Genomic DNA, 23,705 nt, shown 5'->3' with positions numbered 1-23,705 from the left:
CCGAGGAGGCAAGAGCCATGTTGATGCGTACCGATCCGTTCCGCGAGATCGACCGGATCGCCGAGCAGTTCTTCGGCACCACCGCCCGGCCCGCCGTGATGCACCTGGACGCCTACCGCGACGGTGACCACTTCTACGCCGCCTTCGACCTGCCCGGCGTGGACCCGGACAGCATCGACTGCACCGTCGAGCGCAACGTGCTGACCGTCCGCGCCGAGCGACGCCGCCCCACCGGGGAGAACGTCGAACTGGTCGCCGCCGAGCGGCCGATGGGCACGTTCACCCGGCAGCTGTTCCTGGGCGACACGCTCGACACCGACCGGCTGGAGGCCGGCTACGACAACGGGGTGCTGACGCTGCGCATCCCGATCGCCGAGCGCGCCAAGCCCCGCCGGATCGCGGTCGCCACACCCGCCGAGGGCAACGGCCGCCGTCAGCTCACCACCGTCTGAGCACGTCACGCCGACGCGGGGGAGGCCGGAGCACCGGCCGACCCCGCCTCGCCGTAGAGCCGGGTCAGCGCGTGCGCGGTCGCGGTGAACCGGTCGCGCAGCGCCGCCGGGGCGAGCACCTCCACCTCGGCACCGAGCTTCAGGAATTCGGTGTGGGCGTGCCGGACCGACTCGATCGGCACAGTGGTCTCCAGCCATCCGTCCGGGCCGGGCTCACCGGCCGCGGCCCGGGCGGCCCGGCTCATCTCCGGCGGGAACACGTACGGCATGAACTCCAGCGCTGCCACGGTGAGCCGGATGCGGGCCTGGTCACGGTAGACGTCGCGTTCGTAGCGGGCGGTCCACTCCCGCCAGTACGCGGCCAGGTCGAAGTCGTCGGGCCGCGTGTACGGCTCGTCGGTGACCTCGGCGTCGAGCACCGCGCCGACCCGGTAGGTGCGTACCTGCTCCTCGCAGCGGCCCACCAGATACCAGCGGCCCGCCTTGAGCACCACGCCCAGCGGGGCGACCAGCCGGGTCACCTCCCGGGGCGCCCGCCAACGCCGGTACCGCAGCCGCACGAGCCGGTCCCGCCAGACCGCGCCGGCCAGCGCCTCCAGGTGCGGGGTGGCTTCCGGGCGCCGGAACCAGCCGGGGGCGTCCAGATGGAACCGCTGCCGGATCCGGCCGCTGCGGTCGGCCAGCTCACCGGGGAGCGCGGCACGCACCTTCAGCTCGGCGGCGGCCACCACCGACGCGAGGCCCAGTTCGGCGGCCGGGCCGGGCAGGCCGGCGAGGAACAGCGCCTCGACCTCCGGGCCGGTCATCCCGGTCAGCCGCGTCCGGTAGCCCTCCAGCAGCCGGTAGCCGCCGGCCGGCCCCCGGTCGGCGTACACCGGGACACCCGCGGCGCCGAGCGACTCGACGTCGCGGTAGACGGTCCGCACCGACACCTCCAGGGCGTCGGCGAGCTCGTGGGCGGTCATCCTCCCCCTGGTTTGTAGGAGCAACAGCAGGGAGACCAGCCGGCTGGCACGCACCCGGTGACGGTAACCCGGATCCGCGACAGCGCGCCTCGTCGCGAAACCCCGCGCTTACTGAGAGCCTTTCTCACATGCTTCGCCCCGAGGTGCTGCCCCGCGCCCGCCCCGCACTGCCCGCCGGTCCGGCCGACATCACCGAGGCGTGGCTACGCAACCGGCGGCTGTCCGAGCACACCCGCGACGCGTACCGCCGCGACGTCACCGGCTGGCTGAGCTGGTGCGCCGAGCACGCCGTCGACCCGCTGCGGGCCACCTTCCTCGACGTCAACGCCTACGGCCGCGAACTGGAGTCCACGCCCCGCGGCCCGGCGGGACGCCCGCTCACCCCGGCCACCGTCGCGCGCCGGCTGTCCGCGCTGTCGAGCTGGTACGACTTCCTGGTCAAGCTGGGCGCGGTTCCGGCCAACCCGGTGTCGGCGGCGGACCGGCCGCGCGTGGACCGGGACCACTCCGCCACCGTCGGCCTGACCCCCGAGGAGGTCGACGCGCTGATCGCCGCCGCCGAGGCCGACACCGGCCCGGCCGCAGCGCGCAACCGGGCCGCCGTCGCGCTGCTGGCCGACCTGGGGTTGCGGGTGGGGGAACTGGTCGCGCTGGACGTGTCCGACCTGGGCACCGAGCGCGGTCACCGCAGCGTCCGCTTCGTCGGCAAGGGCGGCAAGGTACGCCGGCGCGCGCTCACCCCGGGCACCGCGTACGCCGTCGACGCCTACCTGGCCGTACGGGCCGCCGCGCAGGGTGTCACGGTGCCGGAGCTGACCGGTCCGCTGCTGGTCACCGCCACCGGCGGTCGGTTGGACCGGCACGCCGTGTTCCGGCTGGTACGCCGCCTCGCGCAGCGCGCCGGGATCGCCGCGTGGGCGAAGCTGTCCCCGCACTCGCTGCGGCACGCGTTCGCCACCACGGCCCGCTCCGAGGGGGTGCCGCTGGAGGACGTGCAGGACGCGATGGGGCACGCCGATCCGCGTACCACCCGCCGCTACGACCGCGACCGGCACAACCTGGACCGCGACCCGGCGTACACGATCTGGACCGCTCGGGCCCGCCGCCGCGGCTGATCCGTCGTACCCGCGCCGTAGGGTGCCCGGGTGCGACACGGACTGGAGATCGCCTGCGGTGGCGGCACGCTGACGGTGGCCGAGCTGGTGGCGCTCGGTGAGCTGGCCGAGCGGGCCGGCTGGGACGGGGTGTTCCTGGAGGACTACCTCGTGCACCACGCCGGGGACGACCCGCCCACCTGGGATCCCTGGCTGGTGCTGGCCGCGGTGGCCGGGCGCACCGGGCGGGTGCGGCTGGGCACCACTGTCACCGCGCTGCCTCGACGTCGTCCGGCGAAGCTGGCGCGGGAGGTGCTCACCCTCGACCATCTCTCCGGCGGCCGGGCCGGCGTCGCGGTCGGGGTCGGCGACCCCGCCGACCGGGGCCTGGCCGCGTTCGGCGAGCCGACCGACCTCAAGACCCGCGCCGCGATGCTCGACGAGGGCCTCGACCTGCTGGTCGGGCTGCTCGGCGGCGAACCGGTCACGCACCACGGCGTCCACTACCGGGCCGAGGGCGTGGCGCTGCGTCCCCCGCCTGTGCAGTCGCCCCGGGTGCCGGTCTGGGTGGGCGGCAGCACCCAGGCGAAGGCGGTGCTGCGGCGCGCCGCCCGGGCGGACGGGATCGTGCCCTACAAGCTGACCGACACCGACGGCTGGTCGGACTTCACGCCCGACGAGGTGGCCGGCCTGGTCGCCGCGCTGCCGGCCCGCCGTGCGGACGGCCAGCCGTTCGACGTGGCCGTCGGCGGCCGGCGGCGCCGTCCCGACGAGCGTGCCGAGCGGGCCTACCTGGCTCAGCTCGCGCAGGCGGGGGCCACGTGGTGGCTGGAGTACGTCCCGGCGGGTGATCCGGCCGCGATGCGGGCCGCGGTGCTCCGCGGCCCGCTGCGCTGACCGGTCAGCCCTGCGGACGGGGGCAGAGGCAGAACGGCTGGCCGATCGGGTCGAGCAGCACGGTCCACCGCTCGCCGCCGGGCTGGAAGTCCGGCCGGGTCGCGCCGGCCGCCACCAGGTCCTTCTCCGCGACCGTCACGTCGTCGACGTAGAGGTCCAGGTGGTAGCGCTTGCTGCCGCTGTCGTCCGGCCAGGCCGGTGGCGCGTACCCGGGCACCAGGCCGAAGCCGATCGACGTGCCGTCCTTGGTGATCATGGCGTACTCGGCCTCGCTGTGGGTGATCTCCCAGCCGAGCGCGTGGGCGTAGAAGGTGGCGTGCGCGGCCGGGTCGGAGCTGTCCAGGCTGATCATGGCGATGTCGGCGTGAGTTGTCATGTCGGCAGTCTGCCGCCGGTGCCTGCCACCTCCTGTCAGGTACAGCCGCGCGTCGTAACCGGCTGCGCGTCGGCCTCCGGTTGCCTACCGTCGACGGTGATGGGCAGGCAGCGGCAGTGGCAGCACCCGGCCCGGCGTCGCCGGCCGCTACGCGCGGGCGTGCTGATCGCCGGTCTCGGCGTGGGCACCTGCCTGATCGGGGTGGCCGGTCTGGCGGTGTGGAACGCGCAGGTCGTGTTCCAGGCCGACGGGCCGGTGCGGGAGACCGCCGACGGGTTCTTCCGCGACGTCGCGTCCGGGGACACCGACGCCGCGTACGAGCGGCTGTGCGCCGAGGCCCGAGGTAAGTGGAGCAAGACCGGCTTCGCGAGCTGGGTGCGGACCCCGCCGCAGGTCAGCGGCTACGAGATCGTCGACGTGTCGGTGGCGACCCGGTCCGGCCGGGCGCGCGGGACGGTGGTCGTGCGGATCAACCGTGACGGCGGCGGCAGCGAGGAACGTGAGCTGCCGGTGGTGCCGGAGGGCGACGGCTGGCGGGTTTGCGGAGATCCGTTCTGAGGCTCAGGCGCGCGGGCCGAGGTCGCCGGAGCGGTAGTGGCGGCGGCACAGCACCTGGTAGCGCACGTCGGCGGTGTCGACGGTGTCACCGATGACGACCTGGGCGCCCTCGCGGACCACCCGGCCGCCCACCACGCGGGCGTTGAGCAGCCCTTCCCTGCCGCACCAGCACAGCACCTCGATCTGGATGCGGGCCACCTCGTCGGCCAGCTCGAACAGCCGCTGCGCGGCCGGGAACAGGCAGGAGCGGAAGTCGGTGGCCAGGCCGAAGGCGAAGACGTCGACGTCGAACCGGTCGACCAGCTCGGCCATCTGCTCGATGTGTTCGAGGTTGTAGAACGACGCCTCGTCGCAGATCAGGTAGTCCACGCGTACCCCCTCGGCCCACGCGTCGCTGACCAGGACGCGTAGGTCGAGGTCGTCGGTGACCTCGACGGCCTCGTGGGCCAGGCCGATGCGGGTGGTGACCTGCGGGCCGAGCGAGCGGTCGATGCGGGTGGTGACCAGGCCGCGGCGGCCCTGCCGGGCGTGGTTGTGGTTCATCTGCAACGCCATGGTGGACTTGCCGCAGTCCATCGGCCCCCAGAAGAACTTCAACGCGGCGGCGTGCAGCGGCCGGCCGTCGACGCCGCGCGCGGCGGCGCAGCCGGCGGCTCGGTCGTCGCCGGGCCCCGGCAGGGGGCGGGCCAGGCAGGTCGGGGCGGCGTCGTCGGTCACGTCGGGGCAGCCTAGTCCATCGACGCCGCCGGATCGGGCCCGCGATGATCCGCAGGTCGGGGCGCGGCGGGTCAGAGCACCCGGGGCGGGGTGTTGCCGGCGGCGATGATGGCCCGGCGCATGGGCACGGCGGCCAGTAGCGCGAAACCGACCACGAAGAAGATCAGCAGCGACACCAGACCCACCCGGTACGACGAGGTCAGCTGGAACACCAGGCCGAACGCCAGCGGGCCGAGCCAGCTGGTGCCCTTGTCGCTGATCTCGTAGAAGCCGTAGTACTCGCCCTCCTTGCCGGCCGGGATGAGCTGGCTGAACAGCGACCGGCTCAGCGCCTGGCTGCCGCCGAGCACCAGGCCGATGCAACCGCCGAGGATCATGAACGGTACGGGCGCCTCGGCGGGCAGCCGGAACGCGGCGATGATCACACCGGTCCAGAGCACCAGCGACAGCAGCACGGTCTTCCAGGCGCCGATGCGCTTGGCGAGCGCGCCGAGGGCCAGCGCGCCGCCGAAGGCGAGGAACTGCACCAGCAGGATGGTCACGATCAGGGTGCTCTGCTCCAGCCGCAGCTCCTCGGTGCCGTACTGGCTGGCGAGGGTGATGACGGTCTGGATGCCGTCGTTGAAGACCAGGAACGCGAGCAGGAAGTACAGCGTCAGCGGGTACTTCTTGATCTCCCGCAGGGTGTGCCCGAGCTGACGGAACCCGTCGGTCAGCACGTTGGCGCCGCTGCCGTCCCGGCGGGCCGCCTCGGTCGGATGCTCGCGCAGCCAGCGCAGCGGCACCAGGGTGAACGCCGCCCACCACACGCCGGCCGACACGATCGACCAGCGGGCCAGGTCCAGCGTGCGCTGGGCGTTGCCCTCCTCGCTGAGCATGGTGACCGCGACCAGGTTCAGCGCGAGCAGCAGTCCGCCGCCGAGGTATCCGATGGCCCAGCCGCGGCTGGAGATGCCGTCGCGCTCGTCCGGGCCGCCCAGTTGCGGCAGGAACGAGTTGTAGACGACGACGGCGGCGCCGAAGGAGATGTTCGCGATCAGGAACAGCGCGCCGCCGAGCAGGTAGCGCTCGCCGGTGACGAACGCGAACGCGATGGTCGCGGCGGCGCCGGTGAATGCCGCGGCGGCGAGCAGCCGCTTCTTGTGCGCCGACCGGTCGGCGATCGCGCCGACCACCGGGAGCACGAACACGGTGAGGAAGACCGACAGCGAGATCAGGTACGGGTAGAACGAGCCGGCGGCGACCTTGATGCCCAGCGGGTACACCGCGCCGTCGCAGGTGTCCGCGCCCAGTTCACAGCCGGCGGCGAGTTCGGTGACGGTGGTGAGGAACGGCCCGAGGAAGACCGTGATGACTGTGGTCTGGAACGCGGAGTTCGCCCAGTCGTAGAAGTACCAGCCGGTGCGCTCGCGGCGGGTGCTGCCCGGTCCGGCGGGGTCGGCGACGGCGGGGGTGACCGTATCGGCCATCGGGGGTCGTCCTCGGGGGGTCAGGCGGCCCAGTGGCCGCGGCTGCGGTAGACGTCGCGGAGCACGCCGACGTGATCGGTCATGATGCCATCCACACCAAGATCAAGTAAGTGGTGCATCTGGGCAGGTTCGTCGATCGTCCAGACGTGCACCTGCAACCCGATCCGGTGGCAGTACGCGAGGAACCGCTTGTCGACCACCGGCAGCCGCCCGAAGGAGACGGGCACCTGCGCGGCCACCACGGACGGGGGCAGCCGCACCGGCCTTCCGTGCAGCGAGGCCAGCCGCAGCCGGGTCACCCCGCGCATGCCGAGGCCGGTGGCGACCTCCGGCCCGGCCAGCGCCCGCAGCCGGGTCAGCCGGGCGTCGCTGAACGAGGCGAGCAGCACCCGGTCGCGCGCGCCGACCCGGGCGACCGTGGCGACAGTGGGTTCCACGCCGCCGTCGGCCTTCACGTCGATGTTGAACCGCACCTGCGGCCAGGCGTCGAGCACCTCGTCCAGGCGGGGCACCAGGGTGGCCCCGCCGACGCGTACCGACGACAGGTCGGCCCAGCGCAGATCCGCGATGCGGCCCGGTTCGCCGGTCACCCGGCGCAGCGTCGGGTCGTGGAAGACCACGGGTACGCCGTCGGCGGTGGCGTGCACGTCGGTCTCCACGTACCGGTAGCCCAGGGCGACGGCACGGGCGAACGCGGCGGCGGTGTTCTCGTCGCCGTCGGCCGCGCCGCCGCGGTGGGCGAACGCCAGCGGCGCGGGCGCGTCGAGGTAGCCGTGACGGGGCTGCACGCGGGCAGTATGCCCGGCGTGGATGGCGCACACATGGCCGGGCGGGGAAATTACCTATCCTTCCCCAACTCGGCTAGCATAGGGTGCGATGAGTAATGACATGTACTCGGTGGAGCAGGTTGCGGACCTGCTCGGCCTGCACGTGCGCACCGTGCGCGGCTACATCCGATCCGGGCGGCTGCGGGCCACCCGGATCGGCAAGCAGTACCGGATCGCCCGCACGGACCTGGACGCGCTGACCGGCCGGCCGGCGCGGGCGGCGGGGGCGGAGGTGTCCAGCGTCGTCCGCCTCGACGGCGTCGACCGGGCCGCCGCCGACCGGCTCGCCACGCTGGTGCTGGCCGGCGTGAACACCCACCACGACCCGGACCGTCCAGTGCGGGTGCAGACGGTCCACGACGAGGAGCGGTACCGCATGACGATCGTGATCCTGGGCGACCTCACCGACACCGCGGACCTGTTGCGCCTGCTCGACGGGGTGCTCGACGGCGGCAACGGCCTGCTCGGCGGCGGGGAGCGCGGCCGTGGCTGACCTGATGCAGGAGCGCGCCGGCGTGCAGGTGCTGGTCTGCGACCCGGACGGCCCGCCGATCGCCACCGAACGCGACGCGTTGGACCTGATCGGCGCGGCGTTCCTCGGCGCGACGGTGGTCGCGGTGCCGGCCGCCCGGCTCGATCCCGGCTTCTTCACCCTGGGCACCCGCTTCGCCGGTGACGTGATGCAGAAGTTCGTCAACTACCGGCTGCGCCTGGCGATCGTCGGTGACATCTCCGCCCACCTGTCGCGCAGCGGCGCGTTGCGCGCGCTGGTGGCCGAGTCGAACCGGCACGACCAGGTGTGGTTCGTACCGGACCTGGACGCGCTCGACGAGCGCCTGCGCGCCACCACCTGACCCGGGTCAGCCCGGCCGGCCGCTGGGTCCGACGCCCGCGTCCCGGGCTCCGGGCGGGGGGTACGGCCGTTCCGCGAGCAGCCGGGCCAGGTGGGCGCTGTTGAGTGCCAGCGCGGCGGTGGTGCGGCCGGTCGTGTCGGGTTTGGGGCGGGCGTCGACGTAGTCGGTCTTGTGCAGCGCCTCCCCGACCCAGTAGGTGGCCCCGGCGGCCGGGCAGGTGAACCCCACCTCGTTGAGGGCCTGCTGCACCTCGGCGATGGTGTGGTGTGCGCCGTCCTCGTTGCCGACCACGGCCACCCCGCCGACCTTGCCGTAGGTGCGCAGGCGGCCCTGGTCGTCGGTCTCGGACAGTTCGGCGTCCAACCGTTCGAGGACCATCTTGGTCACCGACGAGGGCTGACCGAGCCAGATCGGCGTGGCGATGATCAGGATATGGGCGGCGAGCAGCTTGGCGCGGATCGCGGGCCAGCCGTCGCCGTCGCCCTCGTCGACGGAGACCCCGAAGCGCACGTCGTGGTCGACCACCCGGACGATCTCGCCGTCGACGCCCTGATCGGCGAGCGCGTCGAGCACCTCCTGACCGAGCACCTGTGAGCTGGACGTCGCCGGGGAGCGCTTCAGGGTGCAGTTGAGAACCAGTGCTCGAACAGCGGTCATGACCGGGTCCTCTCCGCGTACGGGATGCGCCTTGATACCCGCCACCGCGGCCGGGATGCGTCAGCCGGTGCGGTGGCGGCGGTGGGCGCGGGTGGTCTCGACCGGCCGGCCCGGGTCGACGTGGCGCGGCAGGTCCGGCTCGTCGGGGCGCAGCGCCATCAGGTCGTCGGTGATCGCGTCGATGATCCGGTCGGTGGCCTGCCGGGCCGCGCCGGGGGAGTCCGACCGCAGGTCGTCCAGCGGCACCGGGGCGCCGAAGTGCACCCGGATGGCAGGCCGGCGGACGATCGCCCGGGCCACCGCGCGCAGCATCCCCTCGGGCGCCCGGTAGGGCAGCACCTCGTGCGAGCCCCACTGCGCGACCGGCACGACCGCGGCGCCGCCTGCGAACGCGAGCCGGGCGGCGCCGGTCTTGCCGCGCTCGGGCCACATGCCCGGGTCGAGTCCGATGCGCCCCTCCGGGTAGACCAGCACCACCGAGCCGCCGGCGACGGCCCGGGCCGCGACCCCCAGGGAGCGGTGCACCGCGGCGGTGCCCCGGTCGACGCGGATGTGCCCGGCGCGGCGCATCAGCGCCCCGAGCACCGGGGTGCGGAAAAGTCCGCCGGTGGCCATGATCCGGGGCGCGACGCGCCGGACCCGGCAGGCGGCGGCGAGGACCACCGGGTCGAACGGGCTGATGTGGTTGGCGGCCAGGACCAGCGGGCCGTGGCGCAGCGCGTCGGGCACGTCGCCGGTGACCTCCAGCCGGCCGACCAGCCCGACGGCGGCCCGGGCAAACGTCTGCGCGCCCCGCCACAGCAGCGGCGCGCGCCAAGGGGTGCTGCTCATCAGTGCTGGATGGTCGCACGGGCCGGGGTGATCCCGGTGCCCGGCACGTGATTCCGGGACCGGCGGGCCCTCCGGCCAGGTGATCAGGGTCATTGGTCCCGGGTCGGGTGGGGCCCTGCGGCCCTGCTGGTTCCGCTACGACGACGAGTAGTATCTACTACGTCTCGTAGTATGCGCAGCTGGGGGTTTACAGGTGGACGCGTTGGACGTCGCCCGCTGGCAGTTCGGTGTCACCACCGTCTACCACTTCTTGTTCGTTCCGTTGACCATCGGCCTGTCCGTGCTGGTGGCGATCCTCCAGACCATGTGGCACCGCACCGGCAACGAGCGGTACCTCAAACTCACGAAGTTCTACGGCAAGTTGTTCCTGATCAACTTCGCGATGGGGGTGGTCACCGGCATCGTGCAGGAATTCCAGTTCGGCATGAACTGGAGCGACTACTCCCGCTTCGTCGGTGACATCTTCGGCGCGCCGCTGGCCATCGAGGCCCTGGTGGCGTTCTTCCTCGAATCCACGTTCATCGGCCTGTGGATCTTCGGCTGGGACCGGCTGCCCAAGCGCCTGCACCTCGCCTCGATCTGGGCCGCCGCGATCGGCACCAACCTGTCGGCGTACTTCATCCTCGCCGCCAACTCGTTCATGCAGAACCCGGTCGGCTTCCGGATCAACCCGGAGAGCGGCCGCGCCGAGCTGACCGACTTCGTCGCCGTGCTCACCAACAAGGTCGCCCTGATCACCTTCCCGCACACGCTGGCCGGCGCGTTCCTGGTCGCCGGGTCGCTGATGGTCACCGTCGGCCTGTGGCACGTGATGCGCAACCGCGACAGCGCCGACACCGGCGCGTACCGCTTCGCGACCAAGCTCGGCTCCTGGGTCGTCCTGGTCTCCTCGGCGCTGGTGGTCCTCACCGGCGACATCCAGGGCAAGATCATGACCGACGTGCAGCCGATGAAGATGGCAGCCGCCGAGGGCCTCTACACCACCGAGAGCCCCGCCTCGTTCTCCGTGCTCACCGTCGGCAGCCTCGACGGCAGCCGCGAGCTGTTCGCCATCAAGATCCCGTACCTGCTGTCGTTCCTCGGCACCGGCGACCCCAACGGCACCGTCCAGGGCATCAACGACCTGCAGGCCCAGTACGCCAGCCAGTACGGCCCCGGCAACTACGCCCCGATCATCCCGGTCACCTACTGGAGCTTCCGCTTCATGATCGCCTTCGGGCTGGCCGCCGCCGCGATCGCGCTGCTGGTGCTCTGGAGCCAGCGCAAGGGCCGCACTCCCACCAGCAAGTGGCTGCTGCGCGCCGGCCTGGTCATGCCCGTGCTGCCGCTGCTGGCCAACTCCTTCGGCTGGATCTTCACCGAGATGGGCCGCCAGCCGTGGATCGTCTTCGGTGAGATGCTCACCCGCGACGGCGTGTCCCGCAGCGTCTCCCTGACCGAGGTGCTCACCTCCTTCACCGCGTTCACGCTCATCTACGCCGTCCTCGCGGTGGTCGAGTTCAAGCTGCTGGTCCGCTACGCCCGCGCCGGCGTCCCGGACGTCACCCCGCAGACCGACGACGACGACACCGACGACGCCGAACGCCCGCTGGCGTTCGCCTACTGACACCCCGGAGCCCAACCGTGGAACTGACGACCGTCTGGTTTCTCCTCGTGGCCGTGCTCTTCACCGGCTACTTCATCCTCGAAGGCTTCGACTTCGGCGTCGGGATGCTGCTGCCGGTGCTCGGCCGCGACGACCGGCAGCGCCGCGTCCTGATCAACACCATCGGCCCGGTCTGGGACGGCAACGAGGTGTGGCTGATCACCGCCGGCGGCGCCATGTTCGCCGCCTTCCCCGAGTGGTACGCCACCCTGTTCTCCGGCTTCTACCTGCCGCTGCTGCTGATCCTGCTGGCCCTGATCGCCCGCGGCGTCGCCTTCGAGTACCGCCACAAGCGGTCCGAGGCGTCCTGGAAGCGCCGCTGGGACCAGGCCATCTTCTGGGGCTCGGCGATCCCGGCCGTGCTCTGGGGCGTGGCGTTCGCCAACATCTTCCGCGGCGTCCCCCTGGACGCCGACCACGAGTACGTCGGCGGCCTGTTCAACCTGCTCAACCCGTACGCGCTGCTCGGCGGCCTGACCACGCTGGGGCTGTTCCTCACCCACGGCGCGGTGTTCCTGGCCCTCAAGACCACCGGCGACATCCGCGAGCGCGCCGGCGCCCTCGCGGTCAAGCTCGGCGTCGGCACCGCGGTGGCCGCCGTGGCGTTCCTGAGCTGGACGCTGACCATCCGCTCCAGCGCCGCCGCCGTCGTTTTCGCCGTCGGCGCCGCGCTCGCCCTGCTCGGCGGTCTGGCCGCCGCCAAGGTACGCCGGGAGGGCTGGGCGTTCACCGGCACCGCCGTGGCGATCGCCCTGGCCGTGGCGACACTGTTCGCCGCGCTGTTCCCGAACGTGATGCCGTCCACCCTCGACGCGGCCGGCACGCTCACCGCCACCAACGCGGCGTCCACCCCGTACACCCTGAAGATCATGACCTGGGTGGCAGTGGTGTTCACTCCGATCGTGCTGGCCTACCAGGGTTGGACGTACTGGGTGTTCCGCCGCCGAATCGGGGTACATAACATTCCGCAACACTGATCGACCTGTGGGCGCAGGGGTGACGCGGGGCCGGTGCGAGGGGGTCGCACCGGCCCCGCGGGACGTTCCGGGCTCAGCGCGCCTCGCGCAACTCCGCCAGCCGCGCCTCGATCTCGGCCAGCTCGGCGCGCAGCTTCTCCGCCTGCTGTTCCGCCTCGGCCCGCTCGGCCGCCATGATCTGCTCCACCGCCTCCTGCACCCCTGGCACGTCCACCAGCGCCACCATCCGCAGCGCCTCGGCCGGCTTCACCACGTACGGCCGGGCCAGCGCCTTCGTGCCCTGCTGCGCGGCCACCGTCCACTCGCCCTCGGCGTAGGCCAGCGTCACGGTCAGCCCGGCCGGGGTCTTCGGCTTGGCGGCCTTCGCCGCCCGCTTCGCCGGCTTCGGCTCCGGCTGCGGCTGCTCGGCCTTCGGCTCCTCCCGGCGCGGCGCCGGCACCCGCGGCGTGTCGAGCACGAACGCGGGCTCCGGCGCGGCCGGCGGCTGCTCCGGCTCCGGCTTCGGCTCGGCGGCCGGACGCCGCCCGCCGCCCTTGGGGGCGATCGCCACGTCGGCGGGGGAGAACGGCAGCTCGTCGCGGCCGAACCGGACCACCACGAACTCCTCCGACGCCTCCGGGTCGGTCAGCTCCACCACCTGCCCGAGCTGCCCGGCGATCTGCCCGGCCGTCTCGGTGAACACCACCCGGGGCTTGCGGCCCGCGGCCAGCGCCTCCCGGATTCCCTGAACCTCGTCAGTGGACAAACCCTGACCCGCCATCACGCCCTCTTCCGTACACCTGTTTGACGCAGCCTTGATACCAGCCGGCTGCGACACCACGAAGATCAGCCCCCGAGGGCCCGCAATGCCGCGTCGGCGTGCTCGTTCATGCTCAGCTCACTGTGCACCACTGCGAGCACCCGCCGGTCCGTGCCGATGACGAACGTCATCCGCCGCGTGCTCAACGCGCCCAGCGGCAGCCGCCGCCGCACCCCGAACGCCCGCGCCACGGTGCCGTCGACGTCGGACAGCAGCGGATAGTCGAACCCGTGCTTGCGGGAGAACTCCGCCTGCCGCTCCACCGGGTCCCGGCTGATCCCCACCCGAGACGCGCCCACCGCCGCGAACTCCGCCGCCAGGTCCCGGAAGTGGCAGCTCTGCGCCGTGCAGCCCCGCGTCATCGCCGCCGGATAGAAGAACAGCACCACCGGCCCGGCGGCCAGGAACTCCGACAGCCGCCGCGGCGTGCCCGTCTCGTCCGGCAGCGTGAAATCCTCGACCAGGTCACCGACACCCATCGCGTCACTCATGACGCGAGGATATGTAGACATCGGCGATCCCGCTCCGTCGTACCCGGCGAGCGGCGGAGAGGCACCGCCGCACGACGCGAAGGACCGACAGTGAAGTACGTGATCATGATTCATTCCAACCCGGAGCCGTGGGGTCACCCCACCTCCGACTACCTCGCCGCCCACCAGGAGCTGCCCGCCGAGGTACGCGACCGGCTCAACGCCGACTTCGAGCAGGTGCTGACCGAGCTGCACGCCAACGGAGAGCTGGTCGTCGGTGAGGCGCTCGCCGACCCCGGCACCGCACAGCTGTACCGGTGGAGCGACGGCGCGCCACTGGTGACCGACGGCCCGTACTCCGAGGCCAAGGAACATCTCGCTGGTTTCTTCCTCATCGACGTGCCGGACCAGGCCCGCGCGGAAGCCGTCGCCGCGAAGTTCGCCGGCCCGGGGGAGACCGTCGAACTGCGGCCCCTGATGTGGCCGGGCGGCTCCGATCAGTGATGTGACGCTGGCGGACGTGTGGCGCCGGGAGGCGCCGCACGTCCGCGCCGCGCTGCTGCGCCGCTACGGGCACCCCGACGCCTGCGAGGACGCCCTCCAGGACGCGGCGGAGGCGGCCGCCGCCCGGTGGCCGCTCACCGGCGTGCCCGACGAACCCCGGGCCTGGCTCATCCGGGTCGCCGCGCACCGGCTGATCGACCGGATGCGCGCCGACACCGCCCGCACCCGCCGCGAACGGCTCGACGCCGCCCGGCAACCCGACGCCGGCCGCGTGCCGGCGCTCGACGAGACGCCTGTGACCGGCACCGACGACACGCTGCGCCTGCTGTTCCTGTGCTGTCACCCGGCGCTGAGCCGCCCCTCACAGGTAGCGCTCACCCTGCGCGCGGTGGCCGGCCTGCGCGTGGAGCAGATCGCCGCCGCCTACCTGGTGCCGGCCCGGACCATGACCCAGCGGCTGAGCCGGGCCCGCGCGACGCTACGCGAGGCCGGCGCCCGGTTCACCATGCCACCGCCGGACGCGCTGCCCGACCGGGTGGCCGCCGTGCTCGACGTGTGCCACCTGGTGTTCAGCGAGGGCTACACCCGCACCTCCGGCGACCAGCTCCTGGACGTCGAACTCGCCGAGGAGGCGATCCGGCTCACCCGGCAGGTCCACGCCGCGCTGCCCGACCACCCCGAGGTCACCGGCGCGCTGGCCCTGATGCTGCTCACCCACGCCCGCTCACCCGCCCGCACCGACGCCGCCGGTGACCTCGTGCCGCTCGCTGACCAGGACCGCTGCCGCTGGCGCCGCGACCTCATCGACGAGGGCGTCACACTGCTCGGCCGGGCCCTGCCGCACGGCCCGGTGGGCCGCTACCAGCTCCAGGCGGCCATCGCCGCCGTCCACGCCGAGGCCCCGACCTTCGACGACACCGACTGGCTGCAGATCAGCGTCCTCTACGACATGCTGAGCCGGGTCGCCCCCAGCCCGTTCGTCACCCTCAACCAGGCCGTCGCCGTGGCCATGGCGCACGGCCCCGCCATCGGACTGGCACTGCTCGGCCCGCTGCTGGCCGACCCGGCGATGCGCGGCCACCACCGGCTGCACGCCGTCCGCGCCCACCTGCTGGAGTTGGGCGGCGACCCGGCGGCGGCCGCCGAGCACTACCGCACCGCCGCCCGCCTGACCGGCAGCCTCCCCGAACAGCGCTACCTCAACCGACGGCTCGCGCACCTGCGCCGGCAACATCCCGGGGCGTGACCCGACGACCGCCCCGGCCGCGGCCCGGCGGTTCACCCGCCGCTCACGCATCATCCCTGCCGACGCCCGAACGTGACGCGGGCCGTCACGCCCAGACCGCCGCCACCTCACCGGCCACCGCCGAGGCCTGCGCGAACCCGGCCCGCGCCGACGCCGCGCGCCGCGCGGGATCCAGCACGTTACGCCCGATCGCCGCCCGCGCCGTCCGGTCCGGCGACACCACCGCCACCCGCGCCCCTGCCGACCGCAACGCCGCCACCTGCGCCGACAACCGCGGCATCGGCCCCACCGCGGCGCGCGTCGGCGCCAGCACCACCACCTGCCCGCACCCCGCCGCCAGGTCAGCGTTCACCGGCGAACGGACCCCACCGTCGACGTAGCGGCGGGGACCGATCGTGACCGGCGGCCACACCCCCGGCACCGCGCAACTCGCACCGACCGCGTCGACGAGCGGCACCCCGCTGTCCGCGTCGAACACCACGAACTCACCGGAGACGGCGTCGACAGCGGTGACCAGCAGCCGCCGCGCCGGCCACCGCCCGGACGGCAGCCGAGCCGCGATCACCGCCCGCCGCGACTGCTCCGAAGGGGTACGCGCCGACAACGCCAACGCCCCCAGCCGCGCCCGGGCCCGCACGGCGTCCCGACCCCGCCCACCGGCCCACGCCCACCGCGTCAACACACCCACGCCCAGCCGCGCCGGCACCTCGTCGCGCGGCGGGCGCAACTGGGCCGCGTACAACTCCCGCAGCGGCGTCCCGGAACACACCTGCGCCCCGACCACCGACCCCGCCGACGTGCCCACCACCAGATCGGCCTCGTCCAGCGGCAGCCCTTGCCCGGCCAGCCCGGCCAGCAACCCCAACTCCCAGGCCACACCGGTCACCCCGCCGCCACCCAGCACCAACGCCCGCCCCATGTGACCGTCCTCTCTCCAGCGCGGGGAACGCCCCGCCCACGGTAACGTCACCCGTACCGCCAGGAGGGGAGAAATGCATTGACCTGCATCACCGTCGTCACCGGGGGAGGCCGGGGCATCGGCGCGGCCACCGCCCGCCGGCTCGCCGCCGACGGGCACGACCTGGTGATCGGCTACCGCACCGACCACGACGCCGCCGAGGCGGTGGCCGCCGACGTGCGCGCCGCCGGCCGCCGTGCCGTCACCGTCGCCGCCGACACCACCGACCCCGACCAGGTACGCCGCATCTTCGACGCCGCCGACCGGCTCGGCCCGCTCACCGGCCTGGTCAACAACGCCGGCGTCACCAGCCCGATCGGCCCGTTCACCGACCTGCGCGTCGACGACCTGCGCGAGGTCGTCGACGTCAACCTCATCGGGTACGTCCTGTGCGCCCAGCAGGCCACCCGGCGGCTCACCAGCGGCGGCGCCATCGTCAACGTCTCCTCAGTGGCGGCCACGCTCGGCTCACCCGGCGAGTACATCCACTACGCCGCCGTCAAGGCCGCCACCGACACCCTCACCGTCGGGCTGGCGAAGGAACTCGCGCCGCAAGGGATCCGGGTCAACGCCGTCGCCCCCGGCATCATCCGCACCAGCATCCACGCCCGCTCCGGCGTGCCCGACCGCCCCGACACCGCCGCCGGCCGGATCCCGATGGGCCGAGCCGGGGAACCCGAGGAGGTCGCCGGCGCGATCGCGTACCTGCTCGGCCCGGACGCCTCGTACACCACCGGCGCGGTCCTGCGCGTCGGCGGCGGTCTCTGACCCGGCGGCGGCCCGGGGTTCCCGCCGCGGGCCGCCGCCGCGCGTCCCCTACTGGGTGAACAGCTTCGCCGCCGTGATCACCGTCTGCACCACCCCGTAGCCCAGCAGCACCGACACCACCAGCCACGACACCACCAGGCGAACCTGCTGCCCGCCACCGCTGCGCTCGTTCACGATCCGCTCCTCTCCGTCGCACCCGGTGCTGCCTCGTCCCGCCCGGACGCCGGCTCGTGGTAGCGCTCTGGCACCGGCCGCACCAGCAGGTTCGCCACCAGGCCCACCGCCAGCACGCCGACCATCGTCAACAACGCCGGCCGGTACGCCGCCGCTGTCAACGTGCCCGGCTCGCCCTGCGCGTCGAGGAACCCGTTGACGATCAGCGGGCCGGCCACACCCGCCGCCGACCACGCGGTCAGCAGCCGGCCGTGGATCGCACCCACCTCGAACGTGCCGAACAGGTCCCGCAGGTACGCCGGCATGGTGGCGAACCCGCCGCCGTAGAACGACAGGATCACGCACGCCAACAGCACGAACAACGCCGTCGCGGTCTGCCCCACCAGCGCCAGGAACAGGTACAGCACCATGCCCACACCCAGGTACACCACGTAGATCGGCTTACGGCCGATCACATCCGACGTGGACGACCACACGAACCGGCCCGCCATGTTGAACAGCGACAGCAGCCCCACGAACCCGCCGGCCGCCGCCACCGACACCACCGACGTGCCGTCCTCGCGGAAGAAGTCCTGGATCATCGGGCTGGCCTGCTCCAGGATGCCGATCCCCGCCGTCACGTTGCAGAACAGCACCACCCACAGCAGCCAGAACGACCGCGTCCTGACCGCGTTGGCCGCCGACACGTTGGCGGTCGTCACCAGCGGCTTCTCGGCCACCTGGGCCGGATCGAACCCGGCCGGGCGCCAGCCCGGCGCGGGCACCCGCACGTTGAACACCCCGAACATCATGATCACGAAGTAGCCGACGCCGAGCGTCACGAACAACCACACCAGCGCCGACCCGGACGCCGTGGAACCGCTGTCCGACGGGTCGTAGCCCGAGTCGTAGAACGACAGCAGCTGCCGGGACAGGGGAGAGGCCACCATCGCCCCACCGCCGAACCCCATGATCGCCAGCCCGGTCGCCAGACCCGGCCGATCCGGAAACCACTTGATCAACGTGGAGACGGGGGAGATGTAGCCGATCCCCAGACCGATGCCGCCCAGCACCCCGTACCCCAGGTACAGCAGCCACAGCTGCCCGGTCGCGATGCCCAGCGCCCCGACCAGGAACCCCGCCGCCCAGAAACACGCCGAGACGAACATCGCCTTACGCGGCCCGTTCGCCTCCACCCACGTACCGGCCACCGCGGCCGACAACCCCAGCATCACGATCGCGATGCTGAAGATCACCCCGATCGCCGTCTGACCGGTGTCGAAATGCGCGATCAGGGAGTTCTTGTACACGCTCGTCGCGTACACCTGCCCGATACACAGATGGATCGCCAGCGCCGCCGGAGGAATCAGCCAGCGGCTGTACCCCGGCGGCGCGACGGTGTGCCGACGATCGAGTGCGGAAAGCATCGTTGCTTCCTCCGTCCAGATGGCGAGAACGCCCGGTTCGTACCCCCACCGCACGCAGTGCCCAAACCCGCCCCGCGCCAGACGGTCGAACCCTGAGCCGAACGGTCACCGCCGCAGCCATCCGTCATCACCCCACCACCGCCCGTCACACCCGCCCCGGGATGCAACGATGACCGGGTGAAGATCCTGTCCATCCAGTCGTCGGTCGCCTACGGCCACGTCGGCAACTCCGCCGCCGTGTTCCCACTGCAACGCCTCCGACACGAGGTCTGGCCGGTCCTGACCGTGCACTTCTCCAACCACACCGGCTACGGCGCCTGGCGCGGCCCGCTACTCGCCCCCACCGACGTCGCCGACGTCATCGCCGGAATCGAAGACCGTGGCGTGCTCGGCACCGCCGACGCCGTCCTCTCCGGCTACCAGGGCGACCCCGCCGTCGGCGCCGTCATCCTCGACGCCGTCGCCCGCGTCAAGGCAGCCAACCCGGCCGCCCTCTACTGCTGCGACCCGGTCATGGGCGACGTCGGCCGCGGCATGTTCGTCCGCCCCGGCATCCCCGAATACCTGCGCGACACCGTCGTCCCCCGTGCCGACATCGTCACCCCCAACCAGTTCGAACTGGAATTCCTCGCCGGCCGCACCACCGACACCCTCGACGACCTCCTCGCCGCCGTCGACACCGTCCGCGCCACCGGCCCCCGGCACGTCCTGGTCACCAGCGTCCTGCACGGCGACCTGCCCGCCGGCCACCTGGAAGTCGTCGCCGTCTCCGACGACGGCGCCTGGGCCGTCACCACCCCGCTGCTGCCGATCACCCCCAACGGCGGCGGCGACGTCACCGCCGCCCTCTACCTCGCCCACCTCGCCACCACCGGCTCACCCCGGACCGCGCTGGAACACACCACCAACTCGATCTACGCCGTACTCGAGGCCACCCTCGAAGCCGGCACCCGCGAACTGCAACTCGTCGCCACCCAGGACGCCATCGCCGACCCACCCACCCGCTTCACCGCCCGCCGGCTGCGCTGACCGCCGCTCGGGTGCACCCGCACGGCAGGTGCACCCGGGCGGCGACTCGCCGCTCGAACAGGTGGACGACCCGCCGCCGAACAGCGAAGATGCACGAGTGCCCCCGGTCACCGACGACCCCGCGTTCGCCCAACGCCTACGCGACCTGACCCGGCTACGCCGCGTCCGCGACCGCATCGACCGCGAATACGCCAGACCCCTCGACGTCGAAGCCCTCGCCCGCGGCGAGCACATGTCCGCCGGACACCTCAGCCGCAAGTTCCGCCAGACCTACGGCGAGTCCCCGTACGCGTACCTCATGACCCGCCGCATCGAACGCGCCATGGCCCTGCTGCGCCGCGGCGATCTCAGCGTCACCGACGTCTGCTTCGCCGTCGGCTGCCAGTCCCTCGGCACCTTCAGCACCCGCTTCACCGAACTCGTCGGCGAACCGCCCAGCGCCTACCGCGCCCGCCACGCCCTCGACACCGCCGAACCACCCCCGTGCCTGACCAAACAAGCCACCCGACCGATCAGGAATCGAGAAGCCCGCACCGGCCGGCACCACTAGCGTGACCACCATGACGATCACCATTCACTACGCGTTCCTGCCGCATACCGACGCCGACGCCGCCATCGCCTTCTACCGCGACATCCTCGGCTTCGAACTGCGCAACGACGTCGGCCGCGGCGACACCATGCGCTGGCTCACCGTCGGCCCACCGAACCAGCCCGAGACCGGCATCGTCCTGCACCCACCGGCCGTCGACCCCGGCATCAGCGACGACGAACGCCGCACCATCCTCGAACTCGTCGCCAAGGGCAGCTACGGCGCGCTCACCCTCGCCACCGACGACCTCGACGGCCTGTTCGACCGCCTCCAGGCCAGCGGCGCCGACGTCGTGCAGGAACCCACCGAACAGCCCTACGGCGTACGCGACTGCGCCTTCCGCGACCCCACCGGCAACCTCATCCGCATCAACGAGCGGCGCTGAGCCTGGCGCGAAGCCGACGAGCTGCCCGGCCGCACCCTGATGCGCGACGGCCGCTGGCTCGACTGACACCCGCACCACCGGACGGAGAAACCATGAGCGAGGCCACCACCGGCCCGCACCGCGCCGACAGCCACGACATCATCCGCGTCCACGGCGCCCGCGAGAACAACCTGCGCAACGTCGACGTCGAGATACCCAAACGCCGCCTCACCGCGTTCACCGGCGTCTCCGGCTCCGGCAAGAGCTCACTGGTCTTCGGCACCATCGCCGCCGAGTCCCAACGCCTCATCAACGAGACCTACAGCGCCTTCGTCCAGGGCTTCATGCCCACCCTGTCCCGCCCCGAGGTCGACGTCCTCGAAGGCCTCACCACCGCCATCATCGTCGACCAGGAACGCATGGGCGCCGACCCCCGCTCCACCGTCGGCACCGCCACCGACGTCAACGCCATGCTGCGCATCCTGTTCAGCCGCCTCGGCGACCCCCACATCGGCCCACCGAACGCCTACTCGTTCAACGTCCCCTCCGTACGCGCCGCCGGCGCCATCACCGTCGACCGCGGCCCCGGCAAGACCCAGACCAAGAAGGGCACCTTCAACCGCCTCGGCGGCATGTGCCCCCGCTGCGAGGGCCGCGGCACCGTCACCGACTTCGACCTCACCGTCCTCTACGACGAGAAGCTCTCCCTCAACGAGGGCGCCATCACCATCCCCGGCTACAGCATGGACGGCTGGTACGGCCGCATCTTCCGCTCCAGCGGCCTGTTCGACCCCGACAAGCCCATCCGCGACTACACCAAGCGGGAACTGAACGACCTGCTCCACAAGGAACCCACCAAAATCAAGGTCGACGGCATCAACGTCACCTACACCGGCCTCATCCCCGCCGTCAGCAAGTCGATGCTCGCCAAGGACGTCGACGCCATGCAGCCCCACATCCGCGCCTTCGTCGAACGCGCCATCACGTTCACCACCTGCCCCGACTGCGACGGCACCCGCCTGGCCCCCGAGGCCCGCTCCTCGAAGATCAACGGCATCACCATCGCCGACGCCTGCGCCATGCAGATCAGCGACCTCGCCACCTGGGTACGCGACCTGCACGAACCCTCCGTCGGCCCACTGCTCAAAGCACTGGGGGACACCCTCGACTCCTTCGTCGAGATCGGCCTCGGCTACCTCAGCCTCGACCGCCCCGCCGGCACCCTCTCCGGCGGCGAGGCCCAGCGCACCAAGATGATCCGCCACCTCGGCTCGTCCCTCACCGACGTCACCTACGTCTTCGACGAACCCACCATCGGCCTGCACCCCCACGACATCGCCCGCATGAACAACCTCCTGCGGCAACTGCGCGACAAGGGCAACACCGTCCTCGTCGTCGAACACAAACCCGAGACCATCGCCATCGCCGACCACGTCGTCGACCTCGGCCCCGGCGCCGGCACCCACGGCGGCACCATCTGCTACGAAGGCACAGTCGCCGGCCTGCGCGCCAGCGACACCACCACCGGCCGCCACCTCGACGACCGCGCCACCCTCAAGACCGCTGTGCGTACGCCCACCGGCGCCCTGCCCATCCGCGGCGCCCGCACCCACAACCTGCGCGACGTCGACGTCGACATCCCGCTCGGCGTCCTGGTCGTGGTCACCGGCGTCGCCGGCTCCGGCAAGAGCAGCCTCATCCACGGCTCACTCGCCAAACGCGACGACGTCGTCTCCGTCGACCAGACCGCCATCCGCGGCTCCCGCCGCAGCAACCCGGCCACCTACACCGGCCTGCTCGACCCCATCCGCAAAGCCTTCGCCAAGGCCAACGGCGTCAAACCCGCCCTGTTCAGCGCCAACTCCGAAGGCGCCTGCCCGACCTGCAACGGCGCCGGCGTCATCTACACCGACCTCGGCATGATGGCCGGCGTCGCCAGCACCTGCGAGGACTGCGAGGGCAAACGCTTCCAGCCCGCCGTCCTCGACTACCACCTCGGCGGCCGCGACATCAGTGAGGTCCTCGCCATGTCCGTCGACGAAGCAGAGACGTTCTTCAGCGACGGCGAGGCCCGCACCCCGGCCGCCCACACCATCCTCGACCGGCTCGCCGACGTCGGCCTCGGCTACCTCACGCTCGGTCAACCGCTGACCACGCTCTCCGGCGGGGAGCGGCAGCGCCTCAAGCTCGCCACCCGGATGGGGGACAGGGGCGGCGTGTACGTCCTCGACGAACCGACCACCGGCCTGCACCTGGCTGACGTCGCCCAACTGCTCGGCCTGCTCGACCGGCTCGTCGACGCCGGCAAGTCCGTCATCGTGATCGAGCACCACCAGGCGGTCATGGCGCACGCCGACTGGATCATCGACCTCGGGCCGGGCGCCGGTCACGACGGCGGACGGATCGTCTACGAAGGCACCCCGGCCGACCTGGTGGCCGCCCGGTCCACGCTCACCGGCGAACACCTCGCCGACTACGTCGGTGCGTGAGCGCCATTCCGGATCTCAGCGGGACAGGCCCCGCCGGCGGCCCGGCTCGGCCTCGCGCAGCGCGTCATCACCTCGGCTCGCCGGAGCACGGTTTCAAAGATTCGATAATGTACATTATGTCAAGTAAAGCGGAGACAGGCCTCCCCACGCGCCCATAGCGGACTGACCGCCAGGAGCGACGTGCGTTCATAGGACGCCTACTCCTTGCGTGGCTTGCAACGCTGTCACGCGCGGGCGCTGGCACATTCATTCGACCCAGCGAGCGGCCGGGCTCGCCTCAGGTGATCAGCACCGAGGCTGCGAGGCCACTGACCCACCGGCACAGGCGCCGGTCGCGCCGTCATCCGCGCGCGGCGACTCCGAACCCCGGAGCGCCCTCGCACGCAGACCTATCCCGGCCACGTCCGCTCACCGCCCCGGCTCTCCGTCGATCATGAGGTTGGCGGCGACAAAGCGGACACCGATTGCCGCCAACTTCATGATCGACGAGGCGGGCGGCCGGCGGGGCGGTGGCCGGATGGTGAAGTCTCGCCACTCTCCCCCGGTGAGCGCTTCTGGCGGGAACACGAGAATCATGCATAATATCCCTT

At 72.3% G+C, this 23,705-nt stretch carries 28 protein-coding genes; 15 read left to right on the top strand and 13 right to left on the bottom strand.

What is annotated here, in order from left to right:
* Window positions 1–17 precede the first annotated feature (17 nt).
* Window positions 18–452, top strand: coding sequence for an Hsp20/alpha crystallin family protein (locus tag ACFYON_RS24060; protein ID WP_354869403.1), 435 nt, complete (start codon window positions 18–20; stop codon window positions 450–452).
* A 5-nt stretch (window positions 453–457) separates the two neighbouring features.
* Here ACFYON_RS24060 and ACFYON_RS24055 read toward each other — a convergent pair whose 3' ends face one another.
* A complete protein-coding gene (locus tag ACFYON_RS24055) occupies window positions 458–1,471 on the bottom strand; it encodes a YafY family protein (RefSeq protein WP_355047614.1) in 1,014 nt (337 codons plus the stop codon).
* A gap of 74 nt (window positions 1,472–1,545) precedes the next feature.
* Here ACFYON_RS24055 and ACFYON_RS24050 point away from each other — a divergent pair, with 74 nt between their 5' ends.
* A complete protein-coding gene (locus tag ACFYON_RS24050; RefSeq protein ID WP_354869397.1) occupies window positions 1,546–2,532 on the top strand; it encodes a tyrosine-type recombinase/integrase in 987 nt (328 codons plus the stop codon).
* A 30-nt stretch (window positions 2,533–2,562) separates the two neighbouring features.
* Window positions 2,563–3,408 carry an LLM class flavin-dependent oxidoreductase gene (locus ACFYON_RS24045; RefSeq protein ID WP_354869394.1) on the top strand — a complete coding sequence of 282 codons (846 nt, stop codon included), beginning with the start codon at window positions 2,563–2,565 and terminating at the stop codon, window positions 3,406–3,408.
* A gap of 4 nt (window positions 3,409–3,412) precedes the next feature.
* Here the strand turns inward: ACFYON_RS24045 and ACFYON_RS24040 are convergent, their stop codons facing one another.
* Window positions 3,413–3,784, bottom strand: a complete 372-nt coding sequence (locus ACFYON_RS24040) for a VOC family protein (protein ID WP_354869392.1) — start codon at window positions 3,782–3,784, stop codon at window positions 3,413–3,415.
* Between the two features lie 99 nt (window positions 3,785–3,883).
* On the opposite strand from ACFYON_RS24040, the gene ACFYON_RS24035 reads away from it, so the two are divergent.
* Entirely contained in the window at window positions 3,884–4,342 is a 459-nt protein-coding gene (locus ACFYON_RS24035; RefSeq protein WP_354869390.1) for a hypothetical protein, read from the top strand.
* Between the two features lie 3 nt (window positions 4,343–4,345).
* Here ACFYON_RS24035 and ACFYON_RS24030 read toward each other — a convergent pair whose 3' ends face one another.
* From ACFYON_RS24030 to ACFYON_RS24020, 3 genes are all read right to left on the bottom strand, one after another.
* On the bottom strand, window positions 4,346–5,032 hold the full coding sequence (locus ACFYON_RS24030; RefSeq protein ID WP_387188514.1) for a thymidine kinase: 687 nt from the start codon (window positions 5,030–5,032) through the stop codon (window positions 4,346–4,348).
* Window positions 5,033–5,130: 98 nt separating this feature from the next.
* Complete coding sequence (locus ACFYON_RS24025) at window positions 5,131–6,528, bottom strand: MFS transporter (protein ID WP_354869388.1); 1,398 nt, start codon at window positions 6,526–6,528, stop codon at window positions 5,131–5,133.
* A gap of 20 nt (window positions 6,529–6,548) precedes the next feature.
* Complete coding sequence (locus ACFYON_RS24020) at window positions 6,549–7,316, bottom strand: glycerophosphodiester phosphodiesterase (protein WP_355047594.1); 768 nt, start codon at window positions 7,314–7,316, stop codon at window positions 6,549–6,551.
* 88 nt (window positions 7,317–7,404) lie between these two features.
* On the opposite strand from ACFYON_RS24020, the gene ACFYON_RS24015 reads away from it, so the two are divergent.
* The gene (locus ACFYON_RS24015; RefSeq protein ID WP_355047593.1) at window positions 7,405–7,848 is read left to right on the top strand and encodes a helix-turn-helix domain-containing protein; all 444 of its coding nucleotides are present in this window, start codon (window positions 7,405–7,407) and stop codon (window positions 7,846–7,848) included.
* Window positions 7,841–8,209, top strand: a complete 369-nt coding sequence (locus tag ACFYON_RS24010) for a DUF4180 domain-containing protein (protein ID WP_354869382.1) — start codon at window positions 7,841–7,843, stop codon at window positions 8,207–8,209. The genes ACFYON_RS24015 and ACFYON_RS24010 overlap by 8 nt, the downstream gene beginning before the upstream one ends.
* A gap of 6 nt (window positions 8,210–8,215) precedes the next feature.
* Here the strand turns inward: ACFYON_RS24010 and ACFYON_RS24005 are convergent, their stop codons facing one another.
* Together ACFYON_RS24005 and ACFYON_RS24000 are read right to left on the bottom strand one after the other, a co-directional pair.
* Window positions 8,216–8,866, bottom strand: coding sequence for an NAD(P)H-dependent oxidoreductase (locus tag ACFYON_RS24005; protein WP_355047592.1), 651 nt, complete (start codon window positions 8,864–8,866; stop codon window positions 8,216–8,218).
* 60 nt (window positions 8,867–8,926) lie between these two features.
* Window positions 8,927–9,697, bottom strand: coding sequence for a lysophospholipid acyltransferase family protein (locus ACFYON_RS24000; RefSeq protein WP_387188455.1), 771 nt, complete (start codon window positions 9,695–9,697; stop codon window positions 8,927–8,929).
* Window positions 9,698–9,890: 193 nt separating this feature from the next.
* Here ACFYON_RS24000 and ACFYON_RS23995 point away from each other — a divergent pair, with 193 nt between their 5' ends.
* On the top strand, window positions 9,891–11,303 hold the full coding sequence (locus ACFYON_RS23995) for a cytochrome ubiquinol oxidase subunit I (protein ID WP_354869381.1): 1,413 nt from the start codon (window positions 9,891–9,893) through the stop codon (window positions 11,301–11,303).
* A gap of 17 nt (window positions 11,304–11,320) precedes the next feature.
* A complete protein-coding gene (gene cydB, locus ACFYON_RS23990; protein ID WP_355047590.1) occupies window positions 11,321–12,319 on the top strand; it encodes a cytochrome d ubiquinol oxidase subunit II in 999 nt (332 codons plus the stop codon).
* Window positions 12,320–12,392: 73 nt separating this feature from the next.
* Here the strand turns inward: cydB and ACFYON_RS23985 are convergent, their stop codons facing one another.
* Together ACFYON_RS23985 and ACFYON_RS23980 are read right to left on the bottom strand one after the other, a co-directional pair.
* A complete protein-coding gene (locus ACFYON_RS23985) occupies window positions 12,393–13,079 on the bottom strand; it encodes a DUF6319 family protein (protein WP_355047570.1) in 687 nt (228 codons plus the stop codon).
* A 65-nt stretch (window positions 13,080–13,144) separates the two neighbouring features.
* Window positions 13,145–13,609: a peroxiredoxin gene (locus tag ACFYON_RS23980; RefSeq protein WP_354869374.1), complete on the bottom strand. Its 465-nt coding sequence runs from the start codon at window positions 13,607–13,609 to the stop codon at window positions 13,145–13,147.
* Between the two features lie 90 nt (window positions 13,610–13,699).
* Here ACFYON_RS23980 and ACFYON_RS23975 point away from each other — a divergent pair, with 90 nt between their 5' ends.
* Together ACFYON_RS23975 and ACFYON_RS23970 are read left to right on the top strand one after the other, a co-directional pair.
* A complete protein-coding gene (locus tag ACFYON_RS23975; protein ID WP_354869371.1) occupies window positions 13,700–14,092 on the top strand; it encodes a YciI family protein in 393 nt (130 codons plus the stop codon).
* 1 nt (window position 14,093) lies between these two features.
* Window positions 14,094–15,338 (top strand): RNA polymerase sigma factor, encoded by a 1,245-nt coding sequence (locus ACFYON_RS23970; RefSeq protein WP_387190090.1) that lies wholly within the window; start codon window positions 14,094–14,096, stop codon window positions 15,336–15,338.
* An 85-nt stretch (window positions 15,339–15,423) separates the two neighbouring features.
* On the opposite strand, the gene ACFYON_RS23965 is transcribed toward ACFYON_RS23970, so the two are convergent.
* Window positions 15,424–16,257 (bottom strand): patatin-like phospholipase family protein, encoded by an 834-nt coding sequence (locus ACFYON_RS23965; RefSeq protein WP_354869368.1) that lies wholly within the window; start codon window positions 16,255–16,257, stop codon window positions 15,424–15,426.
* A 78-nt stretch (window positions 16,258–16,335) separates the two neighbouring features.
* Between ACFYON_RS23965 and ACFYON_RS23960 the strand changes: the two genes are divergently transcribed.
* Window positions 16,336–17,064 (top strand): SDR family oxidoreductase, encoded by a 729-nt coding sequence (locus tag ACFYON_RS23960; RefSeq protein ID WP_355047567.1) that lies wholly within the window; start codon window positions 16,336–16,338, stop codon window positions 17,062–17,064.
* A 48-nt stretch (window positions 17,065–17,112) separates the two neighbouring features.
* Here the strand turns inward: ACFYON_RS23960 and ACFYON_RS23955 are convergent, their stop codons facing one another.
* Window positions 17,113–17,238 (bottom strand): hypothetical protein, encoded by a 126-nt coding sequence (locus ACFYON_RS23955; protein WP_354869363.1) that lies wholly within the window; start codon window positions 17,236–17,238, stop codon window positions 17,113–17,115.
* Window positions 17,235–18,644 (bottom strand): OFA family MFS transporter, encoded by a 1,410-nt coding sequence (locus ACFYON_RS23950; RefSeq protein WP_354869362.1) that lies wholly within the window; start codon window positions 18,642–18,644, stop codon window positions 17,235–17,237. The genes ACFYON_RS23955 and ACFYON_RS23950 overlap by 4 nt, the downstream gene beginning before the upstream one ends.
* 177 nt (window positions 18,645–18,821) lie before the next feature.
* On the opposite strand from ACFYON_RS23950, the gene pdxY reads away from it, so the two are divergent.
* The 4 genes from pdxY to ACFYON_RS23930 all read left to right on the top strand — a co-directional run bounded on the left by pdxY (window position 18,822) and on the right by ACFYON_RS23930 (window position 23,115).
* Window positions 18,822–19,673: a pyridoxal kinase PdxY gene (pdxY, locus tag ACFYON_RS23945; RefSeq protein WP_354869360.1), complete on the top strand. Its 852-nt coding sequence runs from the start codon at window positions 18,822–18,824 to the stop codon at window positions 19,671–19,673.
* 97 nt (window positions 19,674–19,770) lie between these two features.
* A complete protein-coding gene (locus ACFYON_RS23940) occupies window positions 19,771–20,223 on the top strand; it encodes a helix-turn-helix transcriptional regulator (protein WP_354869358.1) in 453 nt (150 codons plus the stop codon).
* Window positions 20,224–20,233: 10 nt separating this feature from the next.
* Entirely contained in the window at window positions 20,234–20,647 is a 414-nt protein-coding gene (locus tag ACFYON_RS23935) for a VOC family protein (RefSeq protein ID WP_354869356.1), read from the top strand.
* Window positions 20,648–20,739: 92 nt separating this feature from the next.
* Window positions 20,740–23,115, top strand: coding sequence for an excinuclease ABC subunit UvrA (locus ACFYON_RS23930; RefSeq protein WP_354869355.1), 2,376 nt, complete (start codon window positions 20,740–20,742; stop codon window positions 23,113–23,115).
* 408 nt (window positions 23,116–23,523) lie between these two features.
* Here ACFYON_RS23930 and ACFYON_RS23925 read toward each other — a convergent pair whose 3' ends face one another.
* Window positions 23,524–23,691, bottom strand: a complete 168-nt coding sequence (locus ACFYON_RS23925; RefSeq protein ID WP_355096270.1) for a hypothetical protein — start codon at window positions 23,689–23,691, stop codon at window positions 23,524–23,526.
* Window positions 23,692–23,705: the final 14 nt, after the last annotated feature.

Origin of the sequence: Micromonospora sp. NPDC005686, from assembly GCF_042871665.1 — a bacterium.
In the GTDB taxonomy this organism is placed as follows: domain Bacteria; phylum Actinomycetota; class Actinomycetes; order Mycobacteriales; family Micromonosporaceae; genus Micromonospora.
The sequence above is the reverse complement of the archived record's forward strand: the minus strand, read 5'-3'. Positions and strand labels throughout refer to the sequence as shown.